The organism is Phytohabitans kaempferiae (assembly GCF_042433955.1).
In the GTDB taxonomy this organism is placed as follows: domain Bacteria; phylum Actinomycetota; class Actinomycetes; order Mycobacteriales; family Micromonosporaceae; genus Phytohabitans; species Phytohabitans kaempferiae.
In genome coordinates this window covers 1-19,579 of the sequence record NZ_JBHLUH010000079.1, presented here as the reverse complement: position 1 = coordinate 19,579, position 19,579 = coordinate 1, and the positions used below count along the sequence as shown (strand labels likewise).

Sequence of the window (19,579 nt, the reverse complement as noted above, 5' to 3'; positions counted from 1 at the left end):
CGCCGGAGTGATCTGGATCTCACTGGTCGGCGGGCTCGCGCCAGCGGTTTGTGATCGGCAGGCGGCGGTCGCGGCCGAACGCCTTCATCGAGATCTTGGTGCCTGGCGCGGACTGGCGGCGCTTGTACTCGGCGGTGTCGACCATGCGCAGCACCTTGTCGATGACCGCGGGGTCGTGCCCCTCGGCGATCAGGTCGTCGCGCCCCCGGTCGCCGTCGACGTATCCGATCAGGATCGCGTCCAGCTCGCGGTAGTCGGGCAGCGAGTCGGTGTCGAGCTGGCCCGGCCGCAGCTCGGCGCTCGGCGGCTTGCTGATCGCGCTGTCGGGGATCGGCGGCTCGGTGCCGCGCCGCTCGGCCTCGGCGTTGCGCCACCTGGCGAGCGCCCACACCATCGTCTTGGGCACGTCCTTGAGGGGGTTGAAGCCACCGACCGAGTCACCGTACAAAGTGGAGTATCCGACGGCCAGCTCGCTCTTGTTGCCCGTCGTCAGCACCAGGTGGCCCTCCTGGTTGGACAGTGCCATGAGGATCACGCCGCGGACGCGCGCCTGGAGGTTTTCCACGGCCATGCCGGAGAGCGACATGTTGGCCAGGAAGGCGTCGACCATCGGCTGGATCGGCTCGATCCGGTAGTCGAGCCCGGTGCGCTTGGCGAGGTCGGCCGCGTCGTCGCGGGAGTGGCCGGACGAGTACTGGCTCGGCATCGAGACGCCCACCACGCGCTCGGGCCCCAGCGCGTCGACCGCGATCGCGGCCACCACCGACGAGTCGATGCCGCCGGAGAGGCCGAGCGCCACCGAGCGGAAGCCGTTTTTGCGTACGTAGTCGCGCAGCCCCAGCACGAGCGCCTGCCACACCTCGGCCTCGTCGGTGACCCGCTCGGCCACGCCGCCCTCGACGAGCGTGGTGGGCGCGGGCGGCAGCGGGTCGAGCGCGAGCCGGCGGACCCTCATCTCGCCCAGGTCGCCCTCGGGCGCGTCCGGCGCCGCCTCGGGCAGGTCGACGTCGTGGACGAGCAGGTGCTCGGCGAACTGCGGGGCGCGGCTGAGCAGCGTGCCGTCGGCGGCCACCACCATCGAGTCGCCGTCGAAGACCAGCTCGTCCTGGCCGCCGACCATGTTGACGTACGCCACCACGGCATCCGCCTCCCGCGCCCGGCGGGCGACCAGCGGCAGGCGCACGTCGTCCTTGTCGAGCTCGTACGGCGAGCCGTTGATGTTGACGACCAGCCCGACCCGGGCCGCCCGGGCGATCGCGAACGGCCCGCCCGCCTGCCAGATGTCTTCGCAGACGGTCAGCGCCACGTCGACCCCGGCGAGCCGCACGACGGTCAGGACATCACCGGGCACGAAGTAGCGATCCTCGTCGAAGACGCCGTAGTTGGGCAGGTGGTGCTTGTAGTAGCGGGCGGCGACCCGGCCGCCGTGCAGCAGCGCCAGCGCGTCGCGCGGGCCCCGGTCGGCCTCGGCCTCGGAGCTGATCCGGGCCGGCCCGTCGGCGTCCAGGTAGCCGACCACGACCGCCACCTCGCCCAGCCCGTCGGCGGCCAGGTCGGTGGCGAGCCGATCGAGCGCGGCCCGGGAGGCCGCCACGAACGACTCCCGGAAAACCAGATCCTCCACCGGGTATCCGGTCAGCATCATCTCCGGGAACGCGACCAGTTGGGCGCCCGAGCCCGCGGCGGCGCGACTCCACTCGCGCACGACCGCCGCGTTGCCGGACAGGTCGCCGACGGTCGGGTTTACCTGGGCGAGGGCGAGGCGCAGTGTCGGCATGGCTCCATCTTCCCAAGTCCGGGCCGATCATGCTCTGTGAGACCGCGCTCGTCCGCCCGTCGCTCCTTTCTCGGCCCGAGCCCACGACCAGGGGGTACGAGGGGAGCCGCCCGCCACAGCGCCCGGCTCAGCATCGCGGCCACCTCGGCTGGGTCGACCGTGCCGGCCGGGCACAGGTGGCGCAGCACCGAGAGCACCGAGCCGACCCGGCCGACCGCCAGGTACCCGTGCCGCGTACCCCGCTCGTCGCGACCGCCCAGCGGGCGGGCGGTGACCTGTACCGCGTAGGCCTCGTCGCCGACCCGGCGCAGTGCCATCTCGCGGAGCTGGACCCGGACGGCGGTCCCGTCCTCGAGGCGGGCGTCGAACTGCGGGCACGAGCCGGACGCCCGGCGGAGTTCGCCGAGGGCGCGAGCCGCGCCGCCGGGCTCGAAGAGCGCGAGGGCCTGGCGGAGCAGTGCGGCGCGCTGCTGCCCGGTGTAGTCGCCGACCGCCTGCTCCCGCGCGCCGGCCACGTCCCAGGGACGCTCGAAGAGCGCCTGACAGTTTTCCGTGCGGTCGCCGACGGTGGCCGGTGCCCGGTGCGAAGCCGGCGCGGACCGGTACCCCTCGGGCAGGTCCTGCTCCTCCAGCAGCGCCTCGGCCAGCTCGGGCTGCGTGGCGGTGAGCGGCATGGCCACCGCGGGCGGGCTCGGCGTCGCGGCGCGATCGGTCTCCTGTACGCGTACATGGATCACGCCGGCCAGTGCGAGCACGGCGGCCAGCGCACCGCCGAGCGCCACCCCGCCGGCGATCATGCGGAATCGTGGCATGGCGGTTGTCCCCTCCCGTACGTTTGGTATCAACGGCCACGAACCGGACAAGTTGCGCCAGGACCCGGTACGGCGGCCGGCGCCCTCTTCACGTAACGTCGGTGTAACGGCGCGGCGGGACACTGATCCGCCAGCTTTTGCGCAGCTTGAGCCACACCACAGAGCGTCACAAGGGGTAGAAGTGGACCGTCAGCAGGAGTTCGTGCTCCGCACTCTGGAGGAGCGCGACATCAGGTTCGTCCGGTTGTGGTTCACCGACGTGCTGGGCACGCTCAAGAGCGTCTCGGTCGCGCCCGCGGAGTTGGAGGCGGCCTTCGACGAGGGCATCGGCTTCGATGGCTCGGCGATCGAGGGATTTGCCCGCGTCTTCGAGTCCGACATGATCGCCATGCCCGACCCGACGACGTTCCAGGTCTTCCCGTTCGAGGGCGGCGTGAGCGGCGAGAGCGCCCGGATGTTCTGCGACATCCTGCTCCCCGACGGCAGCGGCTCCTGGGCCGACCCGCGCCACGTGTTGCGCCGCGCGCTCTCCAAGGCGGCCGAGAAGGGCTTCACCTTCTACACGCACCCCGAGATCGAGTTCTTCCTGCTGGAAAACGGCCCCTCCGACGGCTCGCTGCCCACGCCGGTCGACGCCGGCGGCTACTTCGACCACACGACCCACGCCATCGCCCGCGACTTCCGCCGCCAGGCGGTGCTCGCGCTGGAGCGGATCGGCATCTCGGTGGAGTTCAGCCACCACGAGGTCGCGCCCGGCCAGCAGGAGATCGACCTGCGTTACGCCGACGCGCTCACCACGGCCGACAACATCATGACGTTCCGCCACGTGGTAAAGGAGGTCGCCCTCTCCCACGGCGTGCGGGCCACCTTCATGCCCAAGCCCTTCACCGACCAGCCGGGCAGCGGCATGCACACGCACCTGTCGCTCTTCGAGGGCGAGCGCAACGCGTTCCACGACGCGAGCGACCCGATGAAGCTCTCCAAGGTGGCCAAGGCGTTCATCGCCGGGCTGCTGGTGCACGCCCGGGAGTACACGGCGGTCACCAACCAGTGGGTCAACTCCTACAAGCGGCTCTTCCCGCAGGCGCTGCCCGACCGCATCACCGAGTCCCCGGCGTATGTGTGCTGGGGCCACCTCAACCGCTCCGCGCTGGTGCGCGTCCCGGCGTACGGCAAGCCCAACTCGGCCCGCGTCGAGGTCCGCTCGCTCGACTCGGCGGCCAACCCCTACCTGGCGTTCGCGGTGCTGCTCGGCGCCGGCCTCAAGGGCATCGAGGAGGGCTACGAGCTTCCGCCCGGCGCGGAGGACGACGTGTGGTCGCTCTCCAACGCCGAGCGGAAGGCGATGGGCTACGAGGCGCTGCCGGAAAACCTCTCCGAGGCGATCGACGTGATGGCCGGCTCCGAGCTCGTCGCGGAGGTGCTCGGCGAGCACGTCTTCGACTTCTTCCTGCGCAACAAGCGCGCGGAGTGGGAGCAGTACCGGCGCGAGGTCACCCCGTACGAGCGCCAGCGCTACCTCGGCGCCCTGTAACTACTTCGTGGGCGTGGGCGCCGGGCTACCGCCCCGGGGCCCGTGCTCCCGGCCGCCGCCGTCCGGTCCGCCCTCGGGGCGCAGTTGCTCGCGCACCTTGCCGAGCGCCTCCGCCACCTTGTCCTCCGGGAGGCCCAGCTCCTTGGCGAGCGCGGCGGCAAACTCCGCCTCCCGCGCCGCCCGGTCCTTCCCGTCGCCGGACCGGCCCTCGCCGGGGCCGTGGCCGTACGAGCCGGCCGGCGGGCGGCCGTCCCGGTCGGCGGCGTACGCGGCGACCGGCGCGGCGACGCCCACCGACAGCACGCCGGCCACGGCCAGCCCGGTGACCGCCACTCGTTTCGAGATCCGCCTGCTCATGAAACCTCCAAATTCGGTCGGAAGGGGTTACCCGACCGAGGTTGGAGGCGTGAGCTGGGCTTTCCCCCAGCGTGACCTGTCCCGTGGCTGGCAATCCTCACCCGGTGCAGGTGGAATACGTGGTTTGTGCCTCGGTGCGGTCAGCGCACGCACAGGTCACGCCACCGCAGGTGCCACGGTCAGCACCCCGGCGTCCGCGTCGAGCGTGGCCGGTGTGCCCAGCGGCACGGTGAGCTGCCCCGTGCCGTGCCCGATCGGCAGGCCGCCGAGCACCGGCACGCCGAGGTCGCCCAGGCGCTCGGCGAGCACCTGGGCCACCGTCACGTCCCAGCCGTCGGCACAGTCGGTGAACTGCCCCACCGCGACGCCCGCCAGCCCGGCCAGCACGCCCGCGCGGCGCAGGTGGGTCAACATGCGGTCCACTTTGTACGGTGCTTCGCCCACATCCTCGACGAGCAGGATCGCGCCGCGCAGGTCGGGGAAGTCCGGAGTGCCCACGGACGACACGAGCAGGCTGAGATTGCCGCCGAGCAGCGGGCCGGTCGCGGTGCCGGCCACGACCACCGGCGCGGTCTCCTCGGTCGCCACGCGCTTCACCACGACCGGGCCGGTCTCCATCAGCGCGGCACGCAGCGACTCGGCGGAGACCGGCGGCGTCCGCACGTCGAGCCACGCCGCCCCCGGACCGTGCACTGTGGCCAGTCGCGCGCCCCGCCACAGCGCCAGTTGCAGCGCGGTGATGTCGGAGAAGCCGGCCACCACCTTCGGGTCGCGCCGCAGCGCCGCCAGGTCGAGCGCGTCGACGATCCGCTGCGTGCCGTAGCCGCCACGCGTGCACAGGACGCCCCGCACCGCCGGGTCGGCGAAGGCGGCGTCGAGGTCGGCGGCGCGCAGCGCGTCGGCACCGGCGAAGTAGCCCTGCTTGGCGTACGCGTGCGGGGCGAGCACCGGGCGCAGGCCCCAGCCGGTCAGCAGCTCGATGCCGCGGGCCACGCGCTCGGGCCTGGTGGGCCCGGACGGCGAGACGAGCATCACGGTGTCACCGGGGCGCAGGGCGGCGGGAAGGATGGCGCGCACGACACCGAGCCTACGGGCGGATAGCCTCGGTACGTGAGTACGGCGCTGGTGATCGAAAACGACCCGACCGACGACGCGCGGCGGCTGGGGGAGTGGCTGACCGAGGCGGGGCTGACGCTGTCGGTGCTCCGGCCGTACGCGGGCGACCCCCTCCCGGCCGACCTGGAGGGCTACGTCGCGCTGGTGGTGCTCGGCGGCGAGCAGGCGGCCTACCCGCCCCGCCCCGACTGGTTCGACGGGGTCGAGGCGCTGCTGCGCAAGGCGACCCGCCACGGCACGCCCACGCTCGCGATCTGCCTCGGCGCGCAGCTCATGGCGACCGCGCACGGCGGCACGGTCGAGCGCAGCCCGGCCGGGCCGGAGATCGGGCCGGCGCTGGTGGGGCGGCGTGACGCGGCCGAGGCCGACCCCCTCTTCCGGTACGTGCCGCTCGCGCCGGACGTGCTCCAGTGGCACCTCGACGAGATCACCGAGCTGCCGGCCGGCGCGGTGCTGCTGGCCGCCTCGACCCGCTACCCGCACCAGGCGTTCCGGATGGGGGAGCGGGCCTGGGCGCTGCAGTTCCACATCGAGTGCGACACAAACATGATCGCCGAGTGGGCGCGGAGCGCGCCGGAGGGCTGGGATCCCGAGGAGATCGTCGCCGCCTGCGACGCCGTGATGGTCGACATCGAGGAGGTGTGGCAGCCGTTCGCGGCCCGCTTCGCCGCCCTCGCGCTCGGCGAGCTGCGCGACTTCCGCCGCCCCCTGCCGCTGCTCGGACAGTAGATGTCCAGGCCGACGAGCGCGCAGGCGCGGCTGGCACGATACGGCTTCGGGTTCGCCGCCGACGTCGGGCGCGCGGCCGAGCTGCTCGGACCCGGCGGTCTGGAGCTGTGGGACCCGGCCCTCCAGGAGCCCACCGGCGAGGCCGCGGCGGAGCTGCTCAACGCGCTCTCCCGGGCCGCCGACCCCGACCTCGCGCTGCGGCAGCTGCACCGGCTCGTGGAGGCGGACCGCCGCCACGACGGCGCGCTGCTGGACACGATGGCGGCGGACGCCGGGCTGCGCCGCCGGCTGGTCGCGGTGCTCGGCGCCTCGTCCGCGCTCGGCGACCACCTCGTCGCCAACCCCGACCACTGGCACGCGCTGATCACCGGCAAGGACGGGATCGCGCCCAACGGCGACGGCGGGCTGCACCTCGAATCGCCGACCGTGCCGGCGCTCCGCACGGCGTACCGGCTGGCCCTGCTCCGGATCGCGGCGGCCGACCTGACCGGCGGGCGCGGCCTGGAGCAGACCATGGCGGCGCTCTCCGCCCTGGCCGACGCGACCCTCAACGCGGCGTACGGCATCGCGGTGGCCGAGCTGCCCGTCGGCACCGCGCCGCCCCGCCTGGCCGTGGTGGCGATGGGCAAGTGCGGCGGCAACGAGCTCAACTACGTGTCCGATGTAGACGTCATCTTCGTCGCGGCGACCGACGCCGACCTCTCCGCCGGCACCTCCGTCGCCGCCCGGCTGATCGCGATCTGTGGGCAGGTCGCCTGGCAGGTCGACGCGGCGCTGCGCCCCGAGGGGAGCCGCGGCCCGCTGGTGCGCACGCTCGCCAGCCACCTGTCGTACTACCGGCGGTGGGCCCGCACCTGGGAGTTCCAGGCGCTGCTCAAGGCCCGCCCGGCGGCCGGCGACGCGGAGCTGGCCCGGGAGTGGATCGACCAGCTCGCGCCGCTGGTCTGGCACGCCGCCGAGCGACCCGAGGCGGTCGAAGACGTGCGCGCGATGCGGCGGAAGATCATCGACAACGTGCCGGCCCGCGAGCTCGACCGGGAGATCAAGCGCGGGCCGGGCGGGCTGCGCGACATCGAGTTCGCGGTGCAGTTGCTCCAGCTCGTGCACGGGCGCGTGGACGAGTCGCTGCGCGTACCGGGCACGCTCACCGCGCTGCGCGCGCTCGTGGCCGGCGGCTACGTCGGGCGCGCCGACGGCGAGGCGCTGCTGCGCGGCTACCGGTTCCTGCGCGCGGTCGAGCACCGGCTCCAGCTCCAGGCGCTGCGCCGCACGCACACCGTTCCCGCCGACCCGGCCGCCGTCCGCCCGCTCGCGCACGCGCTGGGATACAGCGCCGCCGGGCGGGCCGCCTCCGATCCGGGGAGCGCGGTGACGAGGGTCGACGGCCCCGCCGCCGCCGAGAGCGCGCGTCCGGAGCGGGTACCGATGAGCGGCGCCGTGCCGGGGCGCGAGGCGGTCGAGGCGTTCCGCGCCGACTGGGTCGCGCACGCCGCCGAGGTACGCCGGCTGCACGCCAAGCTGCTCTACCGCCCGCTGCTGGAGGCGGTCGCCCGCGTGCCGGCCGAGTCGCTGCGGATGGTGCCCGAGTCGGCCGCCAAACGGCTGCGCGTACTCGGCTTCGACCCCGCCACCGCGCTGCGCCACATCGAGGCACTGACCGGGGGCGTGTCCCGTACGGCGGCGATCCAGCGCACGCTGCTGCCGGTGCTGCTCCAGGAGTTCGCCGACGCGCCCGAGCCCGACCGCGGGCTGCTCAGCTACCGCCAGGTCTCCGACAAGCTGGGCAGCACGCCGTGGTATCTGCGGCTGCTGCGCGACGAGGGCCCGGTGGCGCTGCGGCTGGCGCGCGTGCTGGGCCTGTCCCGGTACGCCGCCGACCTGCTCGCCCGCGACCCGGAGGCGCTGCGCCTGCTCGCCGACGACGCCGAGCTCGTACCGCGCCCGTCCGAGGTGCTGCGCGAGGGCTTCACCGCCGCCGCGGAGCGCCACGCCGCCGCCTCGCTCACCGGCGGGCGGCCGGACGACCGCGGCCCGGAGGTCACGGCGGCGATCGGCGCCGTACGCGCGCTGCGCCGCCGCGAGCTGTTCCGCATCGCCTGCGCCGACGTGCTCACCAGTGCCGGCACGCTCGCGCCGGCGCAGCCGCTCGACGTCACGTCCGTCGGGAGTGCACTGTCCCATGTGGCCGACGCGACCCTCTCCGCCGCGCTGACCGCCGCGCGGGCCGCGGCGCCGCCGATGCCGGGGCTGCGCTTCGCGGTCATCGGCATGGGGCGGCTCGGCGGATACGAGATGAGCTATCCCTCCGACGCCGACGTGCTCTTCGTGTACGACCCACCGCCCGGCGTGCCCGAAGACGCGGCGAGCGGTGCGGCGCACGCCATCGCCGAGGAGCTGCGCCGCCAGCTCGGCCGCCCCGCGCCCGACCCGCCCCTCGGCGTCGACGCCGACCTGCGCCCCGAGGGCCGGCAGGGACCGCTGGTGCGCAGCCTCGCCGCCTACGAGCAGTACTACGCCCGGTGGTCGAAGGTGTGGGAGGCACAGGCGCTGCTGCGGGCCCGGTGGGTCTGTGGCGACGAGGCGCTGGGGCGCGAGTTCGAGGCGCTGGCCGACAGGGTGCGCTATCCGCGGCAGGGCCTGACCCGCGAGCAGGTCACCGAGATCCGCCGGATCAAGGCCCGCGTGGAGACCGAGCGGCTGCCCCGCGGCGCCGACCCGGCCACGCACGCCAAGCTGGGGCGGGGCGGACTGGCCGATGTGGAGTGGTCGGTGCAGCTCGTGCAGTTGCGGCATTCGCACGCGGTGCCCGAGCTGCGCTGCACTCGTACCCTCGACGCGCTGCGCGCCGCCCGCGACGCCGGCCTGATCACCGTCGCCGACGCCGCGGCGATGGCCGCCGGCTGGACGCTCGCCGCCCAGGTGCGCAACGCGCTCACGCTGGTGCGCGGCCGTCCCACCGACCAGCTGCCCCGGCACGGCGTCGAGTTGGGCGGTGTGGTGCGCCTGCTCGACGGCGGCGATCCGGGCGAGTTCCTCGACCACTACCTGCGCACGACCCGGCGGTCCCGTGCCGCCTGCGAACGCGTCCTCGCCAGCTGACCGCCACGCGGGGCATCCGGGTCGGGACGCTGAGTGGTGGGTCGGGGGGAGCGGTGGCGAGGTCACCGAGGCGATGGCATGCTGACCGGGAGAGCCTCCGGAGGTGCGCGTGACCGGATCGCCACACCAGGACCGCCCCGGCGACGGCCCCACCGCCGTGCGGATCCTCGTGGGCGCGCAGCTGCGCAGGCTGCGTGAGGAGCGGGGCATCACGAGGGCGGAGGCGGGCGAGCCGATCCGCGCCTCGGAGTCGAAGATCAGCCGCATGGAGCTGGGCCGGGTCGGCTTCAAGGAGCGCGACATCTCCGACCTGCTGACGCTCTACGGCGTGCACGACCCGGAGGAGCGGGCGGCGCTGCTGGCCCGCGTCCGCGAGGCCAACGCGCCGGGCTGGTGGCATCCCTACAGCGACGTCACGCCCAACTGGTTCCAGCGATACCTGGGGCTGGAGGCGACCGCGAGCCTGATCCGCACCTACGAGGTCGCGTTCGTGCCGGGCCTGTTGCAGACCGAGGAGTACGCGCGGGCGGTGATGCGGCTCAGCCCTGGCAGCCCGCGCCCCGAGGAGGTCGAGCGGCGGGTGCGGCTGCGGCTGGAGCGGCAGCAGGTGCTCAGCTCGCCCGAGCCGCCGCGGCTCTGGGCGGTGGTCGACGAGGCCGCGCTACGCCGCCCGATCGGCGGCCGGCGCGTGATGCGCGACCAGATCGAGGCGCTGATCGCCGTCGTCACCAAGGCGCCGCGCGTGACACTCCAGATCGTGCCGCTCGCCTCCGGCGGATACGCCGCGGCCGGCAGTCCGTTCTCGATCCTGCGCTTCCCGCACGCCGGCCTGCCCGAGGTCGTCTACATAGAACAGTTGGCGGGCGCGCTCTACCTCGACAAGCGCGAAGACGTCGAGTACTACGTCGACGCGGTCAACCGCATCTGTGTGGAGGCCGCGCCGGCGCCCGATACCGTGCGGATTCTGGAGCGGATCATCGACGACCTCGGCGGCCCCGCTCACAGCGCCTCCTGATTCGCTCGCTCGTGCGGCGCTGAAGGCGACGTCTTCCCTCGCGTCCCCGAAACCCCGACTTCGTCGGCGGGGCCGCTCAGTCCAGACGCCGCCGCGCCAACTCGCTCGCTCACGACGTGATGGTGTAGCGGCCCGGGCCGGGGAGGCGGGCGACCGTCCAGGCGCCGTCCCGGGCGAGGGAGGCGCCGCCGTCGACCGTGAGCCACCGGCTGTGCCGTACGCGCACGCGCACCTCGCCGCCGGTCGGCGCGTCGAAGGTCAGCGTCGCGGCGTCGCTCGTCACCAGGGTCGCCGGGGCGGCGACGATCGGCGTGGGGTCGGGCACCGCGTACAGCCGCCAGTGCCCGCCCGACCAGACCTCGGGCAGCAGCCGAGGCACCAGCTCGGCCTCGGCCCGGCCGATCCAGGAGAGCTTCGCGTCCGGCACGGCAACGTACGTGACCGCGTTCTCCGCGAGCCACTGCCGGTACCGCTCCGGCGTGAGCGCCACTCCGGTGCCCGACGCGCCCGGAACGGTCTCGAAGAAGAGCGGGTTGCGGGCGATGTCGACCTGCCGCAGCCAGCCCCGGGCCAGGGGTACGCCGTCCACGTACGCGGCCTCCCAGTAGTCCCGGGTCGGCGGGATCTCGACCCGGCCGGCGGGACGGCGCTCGCGCAGCTCGGCGAGGAGCGGGGCGAAGTACGCCGGGTCGCTTGTCGGGCTGCCCCGGTCGCCCAGGTCGGCCCAGGAGACCGGCGGCTGCCACCAGAAGACCGCGCCGAGCGTGGCGACCAGCCCGGCGGCGGCCAGCCGCTGGCGGATGCGGCGGGGCAGGCGGACCCGGGCGTGGATCCGGGGGAAACCGATGATCCGGTGGGAACGGATGATCCGGGGGGAACGGACACCGCGGGGCATCCGGGGCACGCGGGCGCAGGCGGCCAGCACCGGGAGCGCGAACATCGTGGCCAGCCGGGTCGCGTTGAGCCCCACCGGCGTGTGTACGAGCGCGGCGGCCAGGACTCCACCGGCGGAGAGCAGCGCGCCGGCCCGGACCGCTCCGCCGACCAGCACCGCCACGACCAGGCTGGTCACGATGGCGTGCACGGCGTCGGTGCGGCTGATGTTCATCCAGCCGCCCTCGCCGAAGAGCGCGGCGGTGACGGCGAGCGGGACGGCGGCGGCCACCGCCAGCACCGCGCCGTCGGGCCGGCGGCGGCCGAGCAACAGCGCCACGCCGGCGAGCCCCACGAAGAGCCCGGCGACCGGGCTCGTCGCGGAGGCCACCAGCGCGAGCAGCGCGGCCAGCGGCAGCCGGTGGCGGACCCGGGAGGCGAGCGCGAGCAGCGCGGCCAGCCCGAACGCCACGCCCAGCGCGTACGTGACCCGGCCGGAGACCAGGTTGCCGGCGATGCACACCGCCCCCACCAGGCCGCCGAGCAGCGGGCGGGGCGCGCCGGCGCGGACGAGCAGGGCGGCGAACGCCACGGCCGCCGCGACAAGGGCGAGCGCGCCGGTGACCCGTACCCCGAGCAGCGCCATGACCGGCTGCGACACGAGGCTGTACCCGAACTGGTTCGTCCCCCCGTACCAGCGAAAATCGATCGGGGTGAGGCCGTGGTCGGCGAAGAAGGCGGCGCGGGCGACCTGCGCGGAGAGGTCGGGTCCCATCTTCGGCAGCGCGAGAAACGCGGCGGCCAGCACGGTCGCCAGGGCCGCGGTGGCGCCCACCGTGCGACCCTCGCCCTCCACGCGCAGAGAGTACTGGCAGCATGGAACAGGTGCACAGGAGGATCGCCGTCATCGTCGCCGTCGTGCTGGCGACGGCCGCCTTCCTGAGCGTCGCCAGCATCCAGCACCACTTCTTCGACCTCAAGGTCTACTACGGCGCGATCAACTACTGGGTCCACGACGGCGGCCAGATCTACGACTGGCTCAAGCCCGACAGCAAGTACGGCTACACCTATCCGCCCTTCGCCGCGCTCGCGATGCTGCCGATGGCGTACGTCTCGTGGCCGGTCGCGGCCGTGATCAGCGCCGCCGCCGCGGTGGTCACCGGTGGGCTGGTCGTGTGGTGGCTGGTCGACCCGATCGCCCGGCGCGAGGGATGGACCCGGTGGTTCGCGTTCGCGATCGCGTTCTGCCTGGCGGCCGCGTTCGAGCCGATGCGCGAGACGTTCACCTTCGGCCAGGTCAACACGCTGCTTCTCTTCCTGGTCGCGGCCGACCTGCTCTGGCTGACCGGCCGGGGACACAAGGCGGCCGGCGTCGGCATCGGCCTGGCCACCGCGATCAAGCTGACCCCCGGGATCTTCATCGTGTACCTGCTGGTGACCCGCCGCTGGTGGGCGGCGTTCACGGCGAGTGCGACGGCGGCGGTCGCGACGCTGCTGGCCGCGGCGCTGGCGCCGGACGCGTCCCGGCAGTTCTGGACCGAGGCGCTCTGGAACACCGACCGGGTCGGCTCGCTCTCGTTCGTCTCCAACCAGTCCCTCCAGGGCATGGTGGCGCGGCTCGACCCGCTGCATCCGAGCACCGTGCTGTGGCTGGTGCTGGTCGTGCTGACGCTCGTCGTGTGGGCGTGGCGGGTCCGCGACGCCGACGTGCGCACCGGGCTCGCTCTGACCGGCGTGATCGGTTGCCTGGTCAGCCCGGTGACCTGGGTGCATCACCTGGTGTGGCTGCTGCCCGCGCTGATCCTGCTCTTCGACCGGGCACTGGAGGCGCGCAACCGCCGGCTCGTCGCCTTCGCGATCTTCGCGTACGCCATGCTGATCAGCCGGTTCGTCTGGATCTGGGAGCGTGGCTCGCCCGGCGTGAGCGGCTTCGTCGGCAGCAACATGTACGTCTGGCTGAGCATCGCCCTGCTCGTCCTTCTGCCGATCCCCGAGCGGACCGGCGGGCCACGGCTTTCCGATTGGTCCTCCGCTTCCGGCGATGGTCAGCGCATTGTGAGGGCATGACCGATCCACTGTTGGATGTCGACGGCGAAGGCGCGCTCCGCCAGGTGTCCGACGCCGCCGGGCCGTACCTCGCCTCGCTCGCCGACCGCCCGGTCCACGACCCGGCCGCCGCGCCACTCCTCGCCGACCTCGCCGGCGACCTGCCCGACAAGGGGGAGGGCGCGGCCGCCGCCGTGCGCCGGCTCCTCTCCGTGGGTACGGCCACCGCGACGCACTCCGCCGGCCCCCGCTTCTTCCACTTCGTGATCGGCGGCGTGACCCCGGCCGCGCTCGCCGGCGACTGGACCGCCTCCCTGCTCGACCAGAACGCCGCCTTCCGCGCCTCCTCCACGTTCGCCACGGAGGTGGAGACCGTCGCGCTGCGGTGGCTGCGCGACCTCTTCGGCCTCCCCGAGGGGTACGGCGGCGCGCTCGTGGCCAGCGCGACGTTCGCCAACTTCACCGGCCTCGGCGCCGCCACGCACTGGTGGGGCGAGCGGCACGGCGCCGACGTGGCGGCGGACGGCCTGGTCGGGCTGCCCCGGATGCCGGTGCTCTCCGGCGGGTACGTGCACGCCAGCTCGCGCAAGGCGCTCCAGATGCTGGGGCACGGGCGGGAGTCGGTCGAGGTGTACGCCCGGGACGCGATCGGCCGGGTCGACCTGGCCGCCATCGAACGGCGGCTGGCCGAGCTGGACGCGCCCGCGGTCCTCATCGCGAACGCCGGCGAGGTGAACGCGGGCGACTTCGATCCGGTGGCCGACCTCGCCGACCTGGCCGCCCGCTACGGCGCCTGGCTGCACGTCGACGGCGCGTTCGGGCTCTTCGCCGCCCTCTCGCCGCGCACCGCGCCGCTGGTCAGCGGGATCGAACGGGCCGACTCGATCGCCTGCGACGCGCACAAGTGGCTTAACGTGCCGTACGAGAGCGGCTTCGCCTTCCTCCGCGAGCCGGCCCGCCTGGCGGCCGCCTTCGGCATGCCGGGCGCCGCCTACCTGCCCGCGCCGGACGACCCGCGCGGCGGGTACGCGCTGCTCGGCCCCGAGTCGTCCCGCCGGGCCCGGGCGCTGCCGATCTGGGCCACGCTCGCCGCGTACGGGCGCTCCGGGTACCAGGCGATGGTCGAGCGCCACCTGGACCTCGCCCAGCACCTGGCCGCCCTGGTCGACGCGGCCCCCGACCTGGAGCGCCTCGCCGACGTGCCGCTCTGCATAGTCTGCTTCCGGGTACGCCCGCCGGGTACGCCCGAGGCGGAGCTGGACGACCTCAACCGCCGCGTCGGTGCCGCCCTGCTCGCCGACGGTCGGGTCTTCGCCGGCACGACGGTGTACGGCGGGCGGGTCGCCCTGCGGCCGGCGATTGTCAACTGGCGTACCACCGAATCCGACATCGAGGAGTTCGTGGAGATCGTCCGCTCCCTGATCGCTTGATCAGGGCGGCGTTGCCTGCGCGTCGCCCGGCGTTGACCGGCCGGACAGCCGCGCTCAGTACGCAAGGCGAATGAAGCGCAGACACATAGGACCGCTCGCCGCCGGCGTGCTGGTCGCATCGATGCTGCCCAGCGTGCCGGCAACGGCTGGACGCAGGACAAGGTCGAGGGGCTCACCATCGGGGGTGACGGTCGCACGTACGCGGTGACCGACAACGACGGGGTCGACGAGTCCACCGGCGAGACCGTGTTCATGCGGCTCGGCCACCTGCTCTGACGAGTGGCGTGCCGGCCGCTGGCGGGCCCCGTATTCGTCGTCACGCACTCGGTGCCGACCGGCTGGAAGTACGCGGGCACGGCGCCGTTCACGTTCGTGACCGGCGGGGTCGCGGCCGCGATCGCCCAGGCCCGTGAGTTCGTCGGACCCGACCGTCAGGTCGACGTCGCCGCCGGCCAGACCGGAGGGGTCGTGAACCGCGGAGGGCGAGGCTGCGGGAGCAGCGGCCCGGACCGCGACGGGCGTCGCGGCAGCTCAGATCGTTCCGGGGCTCGTGGGGCCTCCACGTAGACGTGAGGGCCGGCGCACCGAGGTGCGCCGGCCTTCACGACCCGGACTTGCGATCAGACGTTGTAGTAGAGTTCGAACTCGTGCGGCGTCGGGCGGAGGCGGATCGGGTCGACCTCGTTTTCCCGCTTCCACGAGATCCAGGTCTCGATCAGGTCGGGCGTGAAGACGCCGCCCTCGAGCAGGAAGTCGTGGTCGGCCTCGAGCGAGTTGAGCACCTCGGGCAGCGAGCCGGGCACCTGCTTGACGTTGCCCCACTCCTCCGGCGGCAGGTCGTACAGGTCCTTGTCGATCGGCTCCGGCGGCTCGATCTTGCTCTTGATGCCGTCGAGGCCGGCCATCAGCATCGCCGAGAACGCCAGGTAGACGTTGGCCGAGGGGTCGGGCACGCGGAACTCGACCCGCTTGGCCTTGGCGTTGCTGCCGGTGACCGGGATGCGGGTGCAGGCCGAGCGGTTGCGCTGCGAGTAGACCAGGTTGACCGGCGCCTCGAAACCGGGCACCAGGCGCCGGTAGGAGTTGACGGTCGGGTTGGTGAACGCCAGCAGCGACGGCGCGTGGTGCAGCAGACCGCCGATGTACCACCGGGCGGTGTCGGAGAGGCCCGCGTAGCCGGTCTCGTCGTAGAACAGCGGCTCACCGTTGAGCCAGAGGCTCTGGTGCGTGTGCATGCCGGAGCCGTTGTCGCCGAAGAGCGGCTTGGGCATGAACGTCGCGGTCTTGCCCGCGGCCCAGGCGGTGTTCTTGACGATGTACTTGAAGAGCTGGAGCTGGTCGGCGGCGTGCAGCAGGGTCGAGAACTTGTAGTTGATCTCGGCCTGGCCGGCGGTGCCCACCTCGTGGTGCGACCGCTCGACGGTGAAGCCGGAGCCGATCAGGTTGGCCACGATCTGGTCGCGCAGGTCGGCGTAGTGGTCGACCGGCGGCACCGGGAAGTAGCCGCCCTTGTAGGCGGTCTTGTAGCCCTTGTTGCCGCCCTCTTCCACCGCGCCGCTGTTCCAGGCGCCCTCGATCGAGTCGATGTAGTAGTACGCCTGGTGGGCCGCGGTCTCGTGGCGGATCGAGTCGAAGACGTAGAACTCCGCCTCGGGGCCGAAGTAGGCCGTGTCGGCGATGCCGCTGGCGGCGAGGTAGGCCTCCGCCTTCTTGGCGACGTTACGCGGGTCACGCGTGTATGCCTCGCGCGTGAACGGGTCGTGGATGAAGAAGTTGAGCGCGAGCGTCTTCTGCACCCGGAACGGGTCGATGAAGGCGGAAGCAACATCCGGCAGCAGCAGCATGTCCGACTCGTGGATCTGCTGGAAGCCGCGGATCGACGAACCGTCAAAGGCAAGGCCGTCGGTGAAAAGACTGTCGTCGATCGACTCGACCGGGGCGTTGAAGTGCTGCATCACGCCCGGAAGGTCACAGAACCGCACGTCGACGAACTTGACGCCCTCGTCTTTGAGGTACCGAAGGAGTTCCTCGGAATTGGCGAACAACACGTCCTCCTGGCACGTCGCTGAGCTATTACGTCGCTGAGCTGCTTTAGGGCGGGCACGGCCGCTTGGCTGGCTGGCTGGTCGCGACGGTATGGCTGTGCCATTGCCCGGGCGTGTCTCTAATGTTTCCGCCGTGTTACGTCAGCGCTCGGGCGCGTGTCGTGTGACAAACTCCACCACTCGGCCGTCACCAGGTCACCGAACGGACCATACACCTGATGGCCACCTCCGCGGGAGGTAAGCGGACAGGTGTCCCGTAGGCTGGCCGACCATGACCACCGAGCCGGCCGACGAGCTGCCGAGCCTCGCCAAGCGGTTCGGGGCGCTCATTATCGACTGGGTGCTCTGCCTGCTCGTCTCCAACTTCTTCGGCGACCCGCTGCGCGACGGCTGGCCGCCCGTGCTCGTGCTGGTCCTCGTCTATGCCTTCTTCGTCGGCCTCTTCGCCCAGACGCCCGGCATGGCGTTGGTCCGGCTCAGGTGCGTCGCGTACGACGACGGCGGCCGGATCGGCATCCCGCGGGCGCTGCTGCGCGGCCTGCTGCTCGCGCTGGTCGTCCCCGCTCTGATCATGGACGGGCACCGCCGCGGCCTGCACGACCGGGCGGCGGGCTCGATCGTGGTAAATACCTGACGCTGGCACCGGCGGCCCGCACCGGCGGGCAGGATGAAGGTGTGGACCTCAGGGGACTGCTGGAGCAATACCGGCTGATGGCGATCGTCCGGGGCGGGGACGCCGACGCGGCCATCCGGAGCGTCGTCGCGCTCTTCGAGGCGGGCGTGCCACTCGTCGAGGTGTCGTTGACCACCACCGGCGCGGAGAGCGTGATCGAACGAGTCCGCGCCGCGCTCGGACCGGCCGCCCCGCTCGGCGCCGGCACCGTCTGCACCGCCGTCGACGCCATGCGCGCGGCCGAGGCGGGCGCGTCGTTCGTGGTGACGCCGGGATACGGGCCCGGCGTCGAGGAGGCGGCCCGGCTCGGCCTGCCCGCCCTGGTCGGCGCGCTCAGCCCGACCGAGGTGATCGCCGCCACCGGCGGAGGCGCGACCGCGGTGAAGCTCTTCCCGGCCTCGGTCGGCGGGCCGGCATACCTGAAGGCCCTGCGAGATCCCTTCCCGGATGTGCCGTTCGTCCCGGTCGGCGGGGTCGACGCGGAGCTGGCGAGGGGCTATCTGGCGGCCGGCGCGGTCGCCGTGGGAGTCGGCTCGCCGCTGCTCGGCGACGCGCCGCACGGCGGTGACCTGGGCGCGCTGAGCGACCGGGCCAGGCGCTTCCTCGACGCGGTCCGCCTGGCCTGACTGTCAGATGGAGGGTTCGACCAGGGCGGCCACGATCCTGATGGTGTCCGGGTTCGGCCAGGTGACCTTCACCTCGCCGCGGGCGATCGCGTACACGCCGGTGCCGCCCAGCACCGCGCCCACCGCCGCGCGCGGGTAGGCGCCGAACCGGTTGATCATCCGCTGGTAGTGCAGCTCGCCGTCGGCCAGCCTGAGCACCACCTGGCTCAGGATCACCGGTCCCTCCAGCGTGACGTCCACGATGGAGGTGGACGCGGCGGCCTCGCCGGCGGCGGCCCCGGCCGGGTCGGTCAGGTCGAACGTCGCGATGTACGTCAGCCCCGGCACGGGCAGGTCGGGCAGCGTCATCTTCCTCCGCCGGGCGACCAGCTCCACAGTGGATCGCGCGTGGGCGGGCGCCGGCGCGGCCAGCGCCCCCGCGACGAGGCCGAGCCCGAGACCCGCGAGATGGTTGCGCCTCTTCATCGCCATTCTCCCTAACTCGGATGCGGAGCTATGCCCGGCTGACGTGCCCCCGCGACCGGCTATGACGGCGAACCACCCGTTCGAATTACCTGCGGTTCCGAGCCCTGTACGGGCTCAAATACGCGCTGATAGCTTCCAACCCATCGGCCGTGCGCCGTCTTTTTCTTCCCTTTACGCAATTTTGCGATTGGTGGTGTGTGCGCAGTGACCGTGACCGAATCCGTCGAGGGCGCTCGACCGAACCAGAGCCTCAGTACGGCGGCGGCGCGAAACCTCGCGACGACGACCAAGTCCGCGCCGCAGATGCAGGGCATCTCCTCGCGCTGGTTGCTCCGCGTCCTGCCCTGGGTACAGGCGGCCGGCGGCGTGTACCGGGTGAACCGCCGGATGTCGTACGCGATCGGCGACGGGCGGGTCAGCTTCACCAACACCGGAGCGCAGGTGCGCGTGGTGCCGCAGGAGCTGCGCGAGCTGCCCGCGCTGCGCGGGGTCGAGGACGACGAGCTGCTGGTCGCGCTCGCCGAGCGGTTCGACCAGCACGAGTACGCGCCCGGCGACGTGATCGTCGAGTTCGGACACCAGGCGGACCAGGTGTACCTGATCGCCCATGGCAAGGTCAGCAAGGTGGGCACCGGCCAGTACGGCGACCAGACGGTGCTCGGCACGCTCGCCGATGGCGACTACTTCGGCGAACAGTCCATCGTGGACGCGGCCGGCATCTGGGAGTACACGGTCAAGGCGGTCACGCCCTGCACCGTGCTCACCCTGCCCCGTTCGGATGTGGATCGGCTGGCCGACCAGTCCGAGCAGCTCCGGGCGCACATCGACGGGCTGCGCGCCAGCTCCGGCCAGCCGCAGAACAACCACGGCGAGGCGGCCATCGAGGTCTCCTCCGGACACAGCGGTGAGCCGATCCTGCCGGGCACGTTCGTGGACTACGAGCTGTCGCCTCGGGAGTACGAGTTGTCGGTGGCGCAGACGG

Annotated in this window: 15 protein-coding genes and 2 pseudogenes; 10 read left to right on the top strand and 7 right to left on the bottom strand. The window is 72.9% G+C overall.

The features are described 5' to 3' along the window. Window positions 1–19 precede the first annotated feature (19 nt). The gene (locus ACFFIA_RS36495) at window positions 20–1,777 is read right to left on the bottom strand and encodes an NAD+ synthase (RefSeq protein WP_377260345.1); all 1,758 of its coding nucleotides are present in this window, start codon (window positions 1,775–1,777) and stop codon (window positions 20–22) included. Then, the gene (locus tag ACFFIA_RS36490; RefSeq protein WP_377260343.1) at window positions 1,744–2,589 is read right to left on the bottom strand and encodes a hypothetical protein; all 846 of its coding nucleotides are present in this window, start codon (window positions 2,587–2,589) and stop codon (window positions 1,744–1,746) included. The genes ACFFIA_RS36495 and ACFFIA_RS36490 overlap by 34 nt, the downstream gene beginning before the upstream one ends. A gap of 181 nt (window positions 2,590–2,770) precedes the next feature. On the opposite strand from ACFFIA_RS36490, the gene glnA (ACFFIA_RS36485) reads away from it, so the two are divergent. Then, entirely contained in the window at window positions 2,771–4,123 is a 1,353-nt protein-coding gene (gene glnA / locus ACFFIA_RS36485) for a type I glutamate--ammonia ligase (RefSeq protein ID WP_377260341.1), read from the top strand. On the opposite strand, the gene ACFFIA_RS36480 is transcribed toward glnA (ACFFIA_RS36485), so the two are convergent. Both ACFFIA_RS36480 and ACFFIA_RS36475 read right to left on the bottom strand, forming a co-directional pair. Beyond that, the gene (locus ACFFIA_RS36480) at window positions 4,124–4,480 is read right to left on the bottom strand and encodes a hypothetical protein (RefSeq protein ID WP_377260339.1); all 357 of its coding nucleotides are present in this window, start codon (window positions 4,478–4,480) and stop codon (window positions 4,124–4,126) included. Window positions 4,481–4,636: 156 nt separating this feature from the next. Beyond that, window positions 4,637–5,512 (bottom strand): S66 peptidase family protein, encoded by an 876-nt coding sequence (locus ACFFIA_RS36475; RefSeq protein WP_377260627.1) that lies wholly within the window; start codon window positions 5,510–5,512, stop codon window positions 4,637–4,639. Window positions 5,513–5,590: 78 nt separating this feature from the next. Between ACFFIA_RS36475 and ACFFIA_RS36470 the strand changes: the two genes are divergently transcribed. From ACFFIA_RS36470 to ACFFIA_RS36455, 4 genes and pseudogenes are all read left to right on the top strand, one after another. After that, window positions 5,591–6,325 carry a type 1 glutamine amidotransferase gene (locus ACFFIA_RS36470; RefSeq protein ID WP_377260337.1) on the top strand — a complete coding sequence of 245 codons (735 nt, stop codon included), beginning with the start codon at window positions 5,591–5,593 and terminating at the stop codon, window positions 6,323–6,325. Further along, window positions 6,326–6,559, top strand: a pseudogene (locus ACFFIA_RS36465) (hypothetical protein); the annotation flags it as partial. It abuts the gene before it with no gap. Window positions 6,560–6,592: 33 nt separating this feature from the next. Further along, a pseudogene (locus ACFFIA_RS36460) lies at window positions 6,593–9,424 on the top strand (bifunctional [glutamine synthetase] adenylyltransferase/[glutamine synthetase]-adenylyl-L-tyrosine phosphorylase); the annotation flags it as partial. 109 nt (window positions 9,425–9,533) lie between these two features. Beyond that, window positions 9,534–10,439: a Sco1979 family transcriptional regulator gene (locus ACFFIA_RS36455; RefSeq protein ID WP_377260335.1), complete on the top strand. Its 906-nt coding sequence runs from the start codon at window positions 9,534–9,536 to the stop codon at window positions 10,437–10,439. A 109-nt stretch (window positions 10,440–10,548) separates the two neighbouring features. Here ACFFIA_RS36455 and ACFFIA_RS36450 read toward each other — a convergent pair whose 3' ends face one another. Continuing rightward, window positions 10,549–12,087: a hypothetical protein gene (locus ACFFIA_RS36450; protein WP_377260624.1), complete on the bottom strand. Its 1,539-nt coding sequence runs from the start codon at window positions 12,085–12,087 to the stop codon at window positions 10,549–10,551. A gap of 101 nt (window positions 12,088–12,188) precedes the next feature. Between ACFFIA_RS36450 and ACFFIA_RS36445 the strand changes: the two genes are divergently transcribed. Then, complete coding sequence (locus ACFFIA_RS36445) at window positions 12,189–13,379, top strand: glycosyltransferase 87 family protein (protein WP_377260333.1); 1,191 nt, start codon at window positions 12,189–12,191, stop codon at window positions 13,377–13,379. After that, entirely contained in the window at window positions 13,376–14,788 is a 1,413-nt protein-coding gene (locus ACFFIA_RS36440; RefSeq protein WP_377260331.1) for a pyridoxal phosphate-dependent decarboxylase family protein, read from the top strand. The genes ACFFIA_RS36445 and ACFFIA_RS36440 overlap by 4 nt, the downstream gene beginning before the upstream one ends. Before the next feature lie 620 nt (window positions 14,789–15,408). Here ACFFIA_RS36440 and glnA (ACFFIA_RS36435) read toward each other — a convergent pair. Continuing rightward, window positions 15,409–16,833 (bottom strand): type I glutamate--ammonia ligase, encoded by a 1,425-nt coding sequence (gene glnA, locus ACFFIA_RS36435; RefSeq protein ID WP_377260329.1) that lies wholly within the window; start codon window positions 16,831–16,833, stop codon window positions 15,409–15,411. 271 nt (window positions 16,834–17,104) lie between these two features. On the opposite strand from glnA (ACFFIA_RS36435), the gene ACFFIA_RS36430 reads away from it, so the two are divergent. Together ACFFIA_RS36430 and ACFFIA_RS36425 are read left to right on the top strand one after the other, a co-directional pair. Continuing rightward, window positions 17,105–17,467 carry an RDD family protein gene (locus ACFFIA_RS36430; RefSeq protein ID WP_377260327.1) on the top strand — a complete coding sequence of 121 codons (363 nt, stop codon included), beginning with the start codon at window positions 17,105–17,107 and terminating at the stop codon, window positions 17,465–17,467. 41 nt (window positions 17,468–17,508) lie between these two features. After that, window positions 17,509–18,132 carry a bifunctional 4-hydroxy-2-oxoglutarate aldolase/2-dehydro-3-deoxy-phosphogluconate aldolase gene (locus ACFFIA_RS36425; protein ID WP_377260325.1) on the top strand — a complete coding sequence of 208 codons (624 nt, stop codon included), beginning with the start codon at window positions 17,509–17,511 and terminating at the stop codon, window positions 18,130–18,132. Between the two features lie 3 nt (window positions 18,133–18,135). Here ACFFIA_RS36425 and ACFFIA_RS36420 read toward each other — a convergent pair whose 3' ends face one another. Beyond that, the gene (locus tag ACFFIA_RS36420; protein ID WP_377260323.1) at window positions 18,136–18,597 is read right to left on the bottom strand and encodes a hypothetical protein; all 462 of its coding nucleotides are present in this window, start codon (window positions 18,595–18,597) and stop codon (window positions 18,136–18,138) included. Between the two features lie 204 nt (window positions 18,598–18,801). Here ACFFIA_RS36420 and ACFFIA_RS36415 point away from each other — a divergent pair. Then, window positions 18,802–19,579: cyclic nucleotide-binding domain-containing protein (locus ACFFIA_RS36415; protein WP_377260321.1), on the top strand; the 778-nt coding region annotated here is incomplete at its 3' end.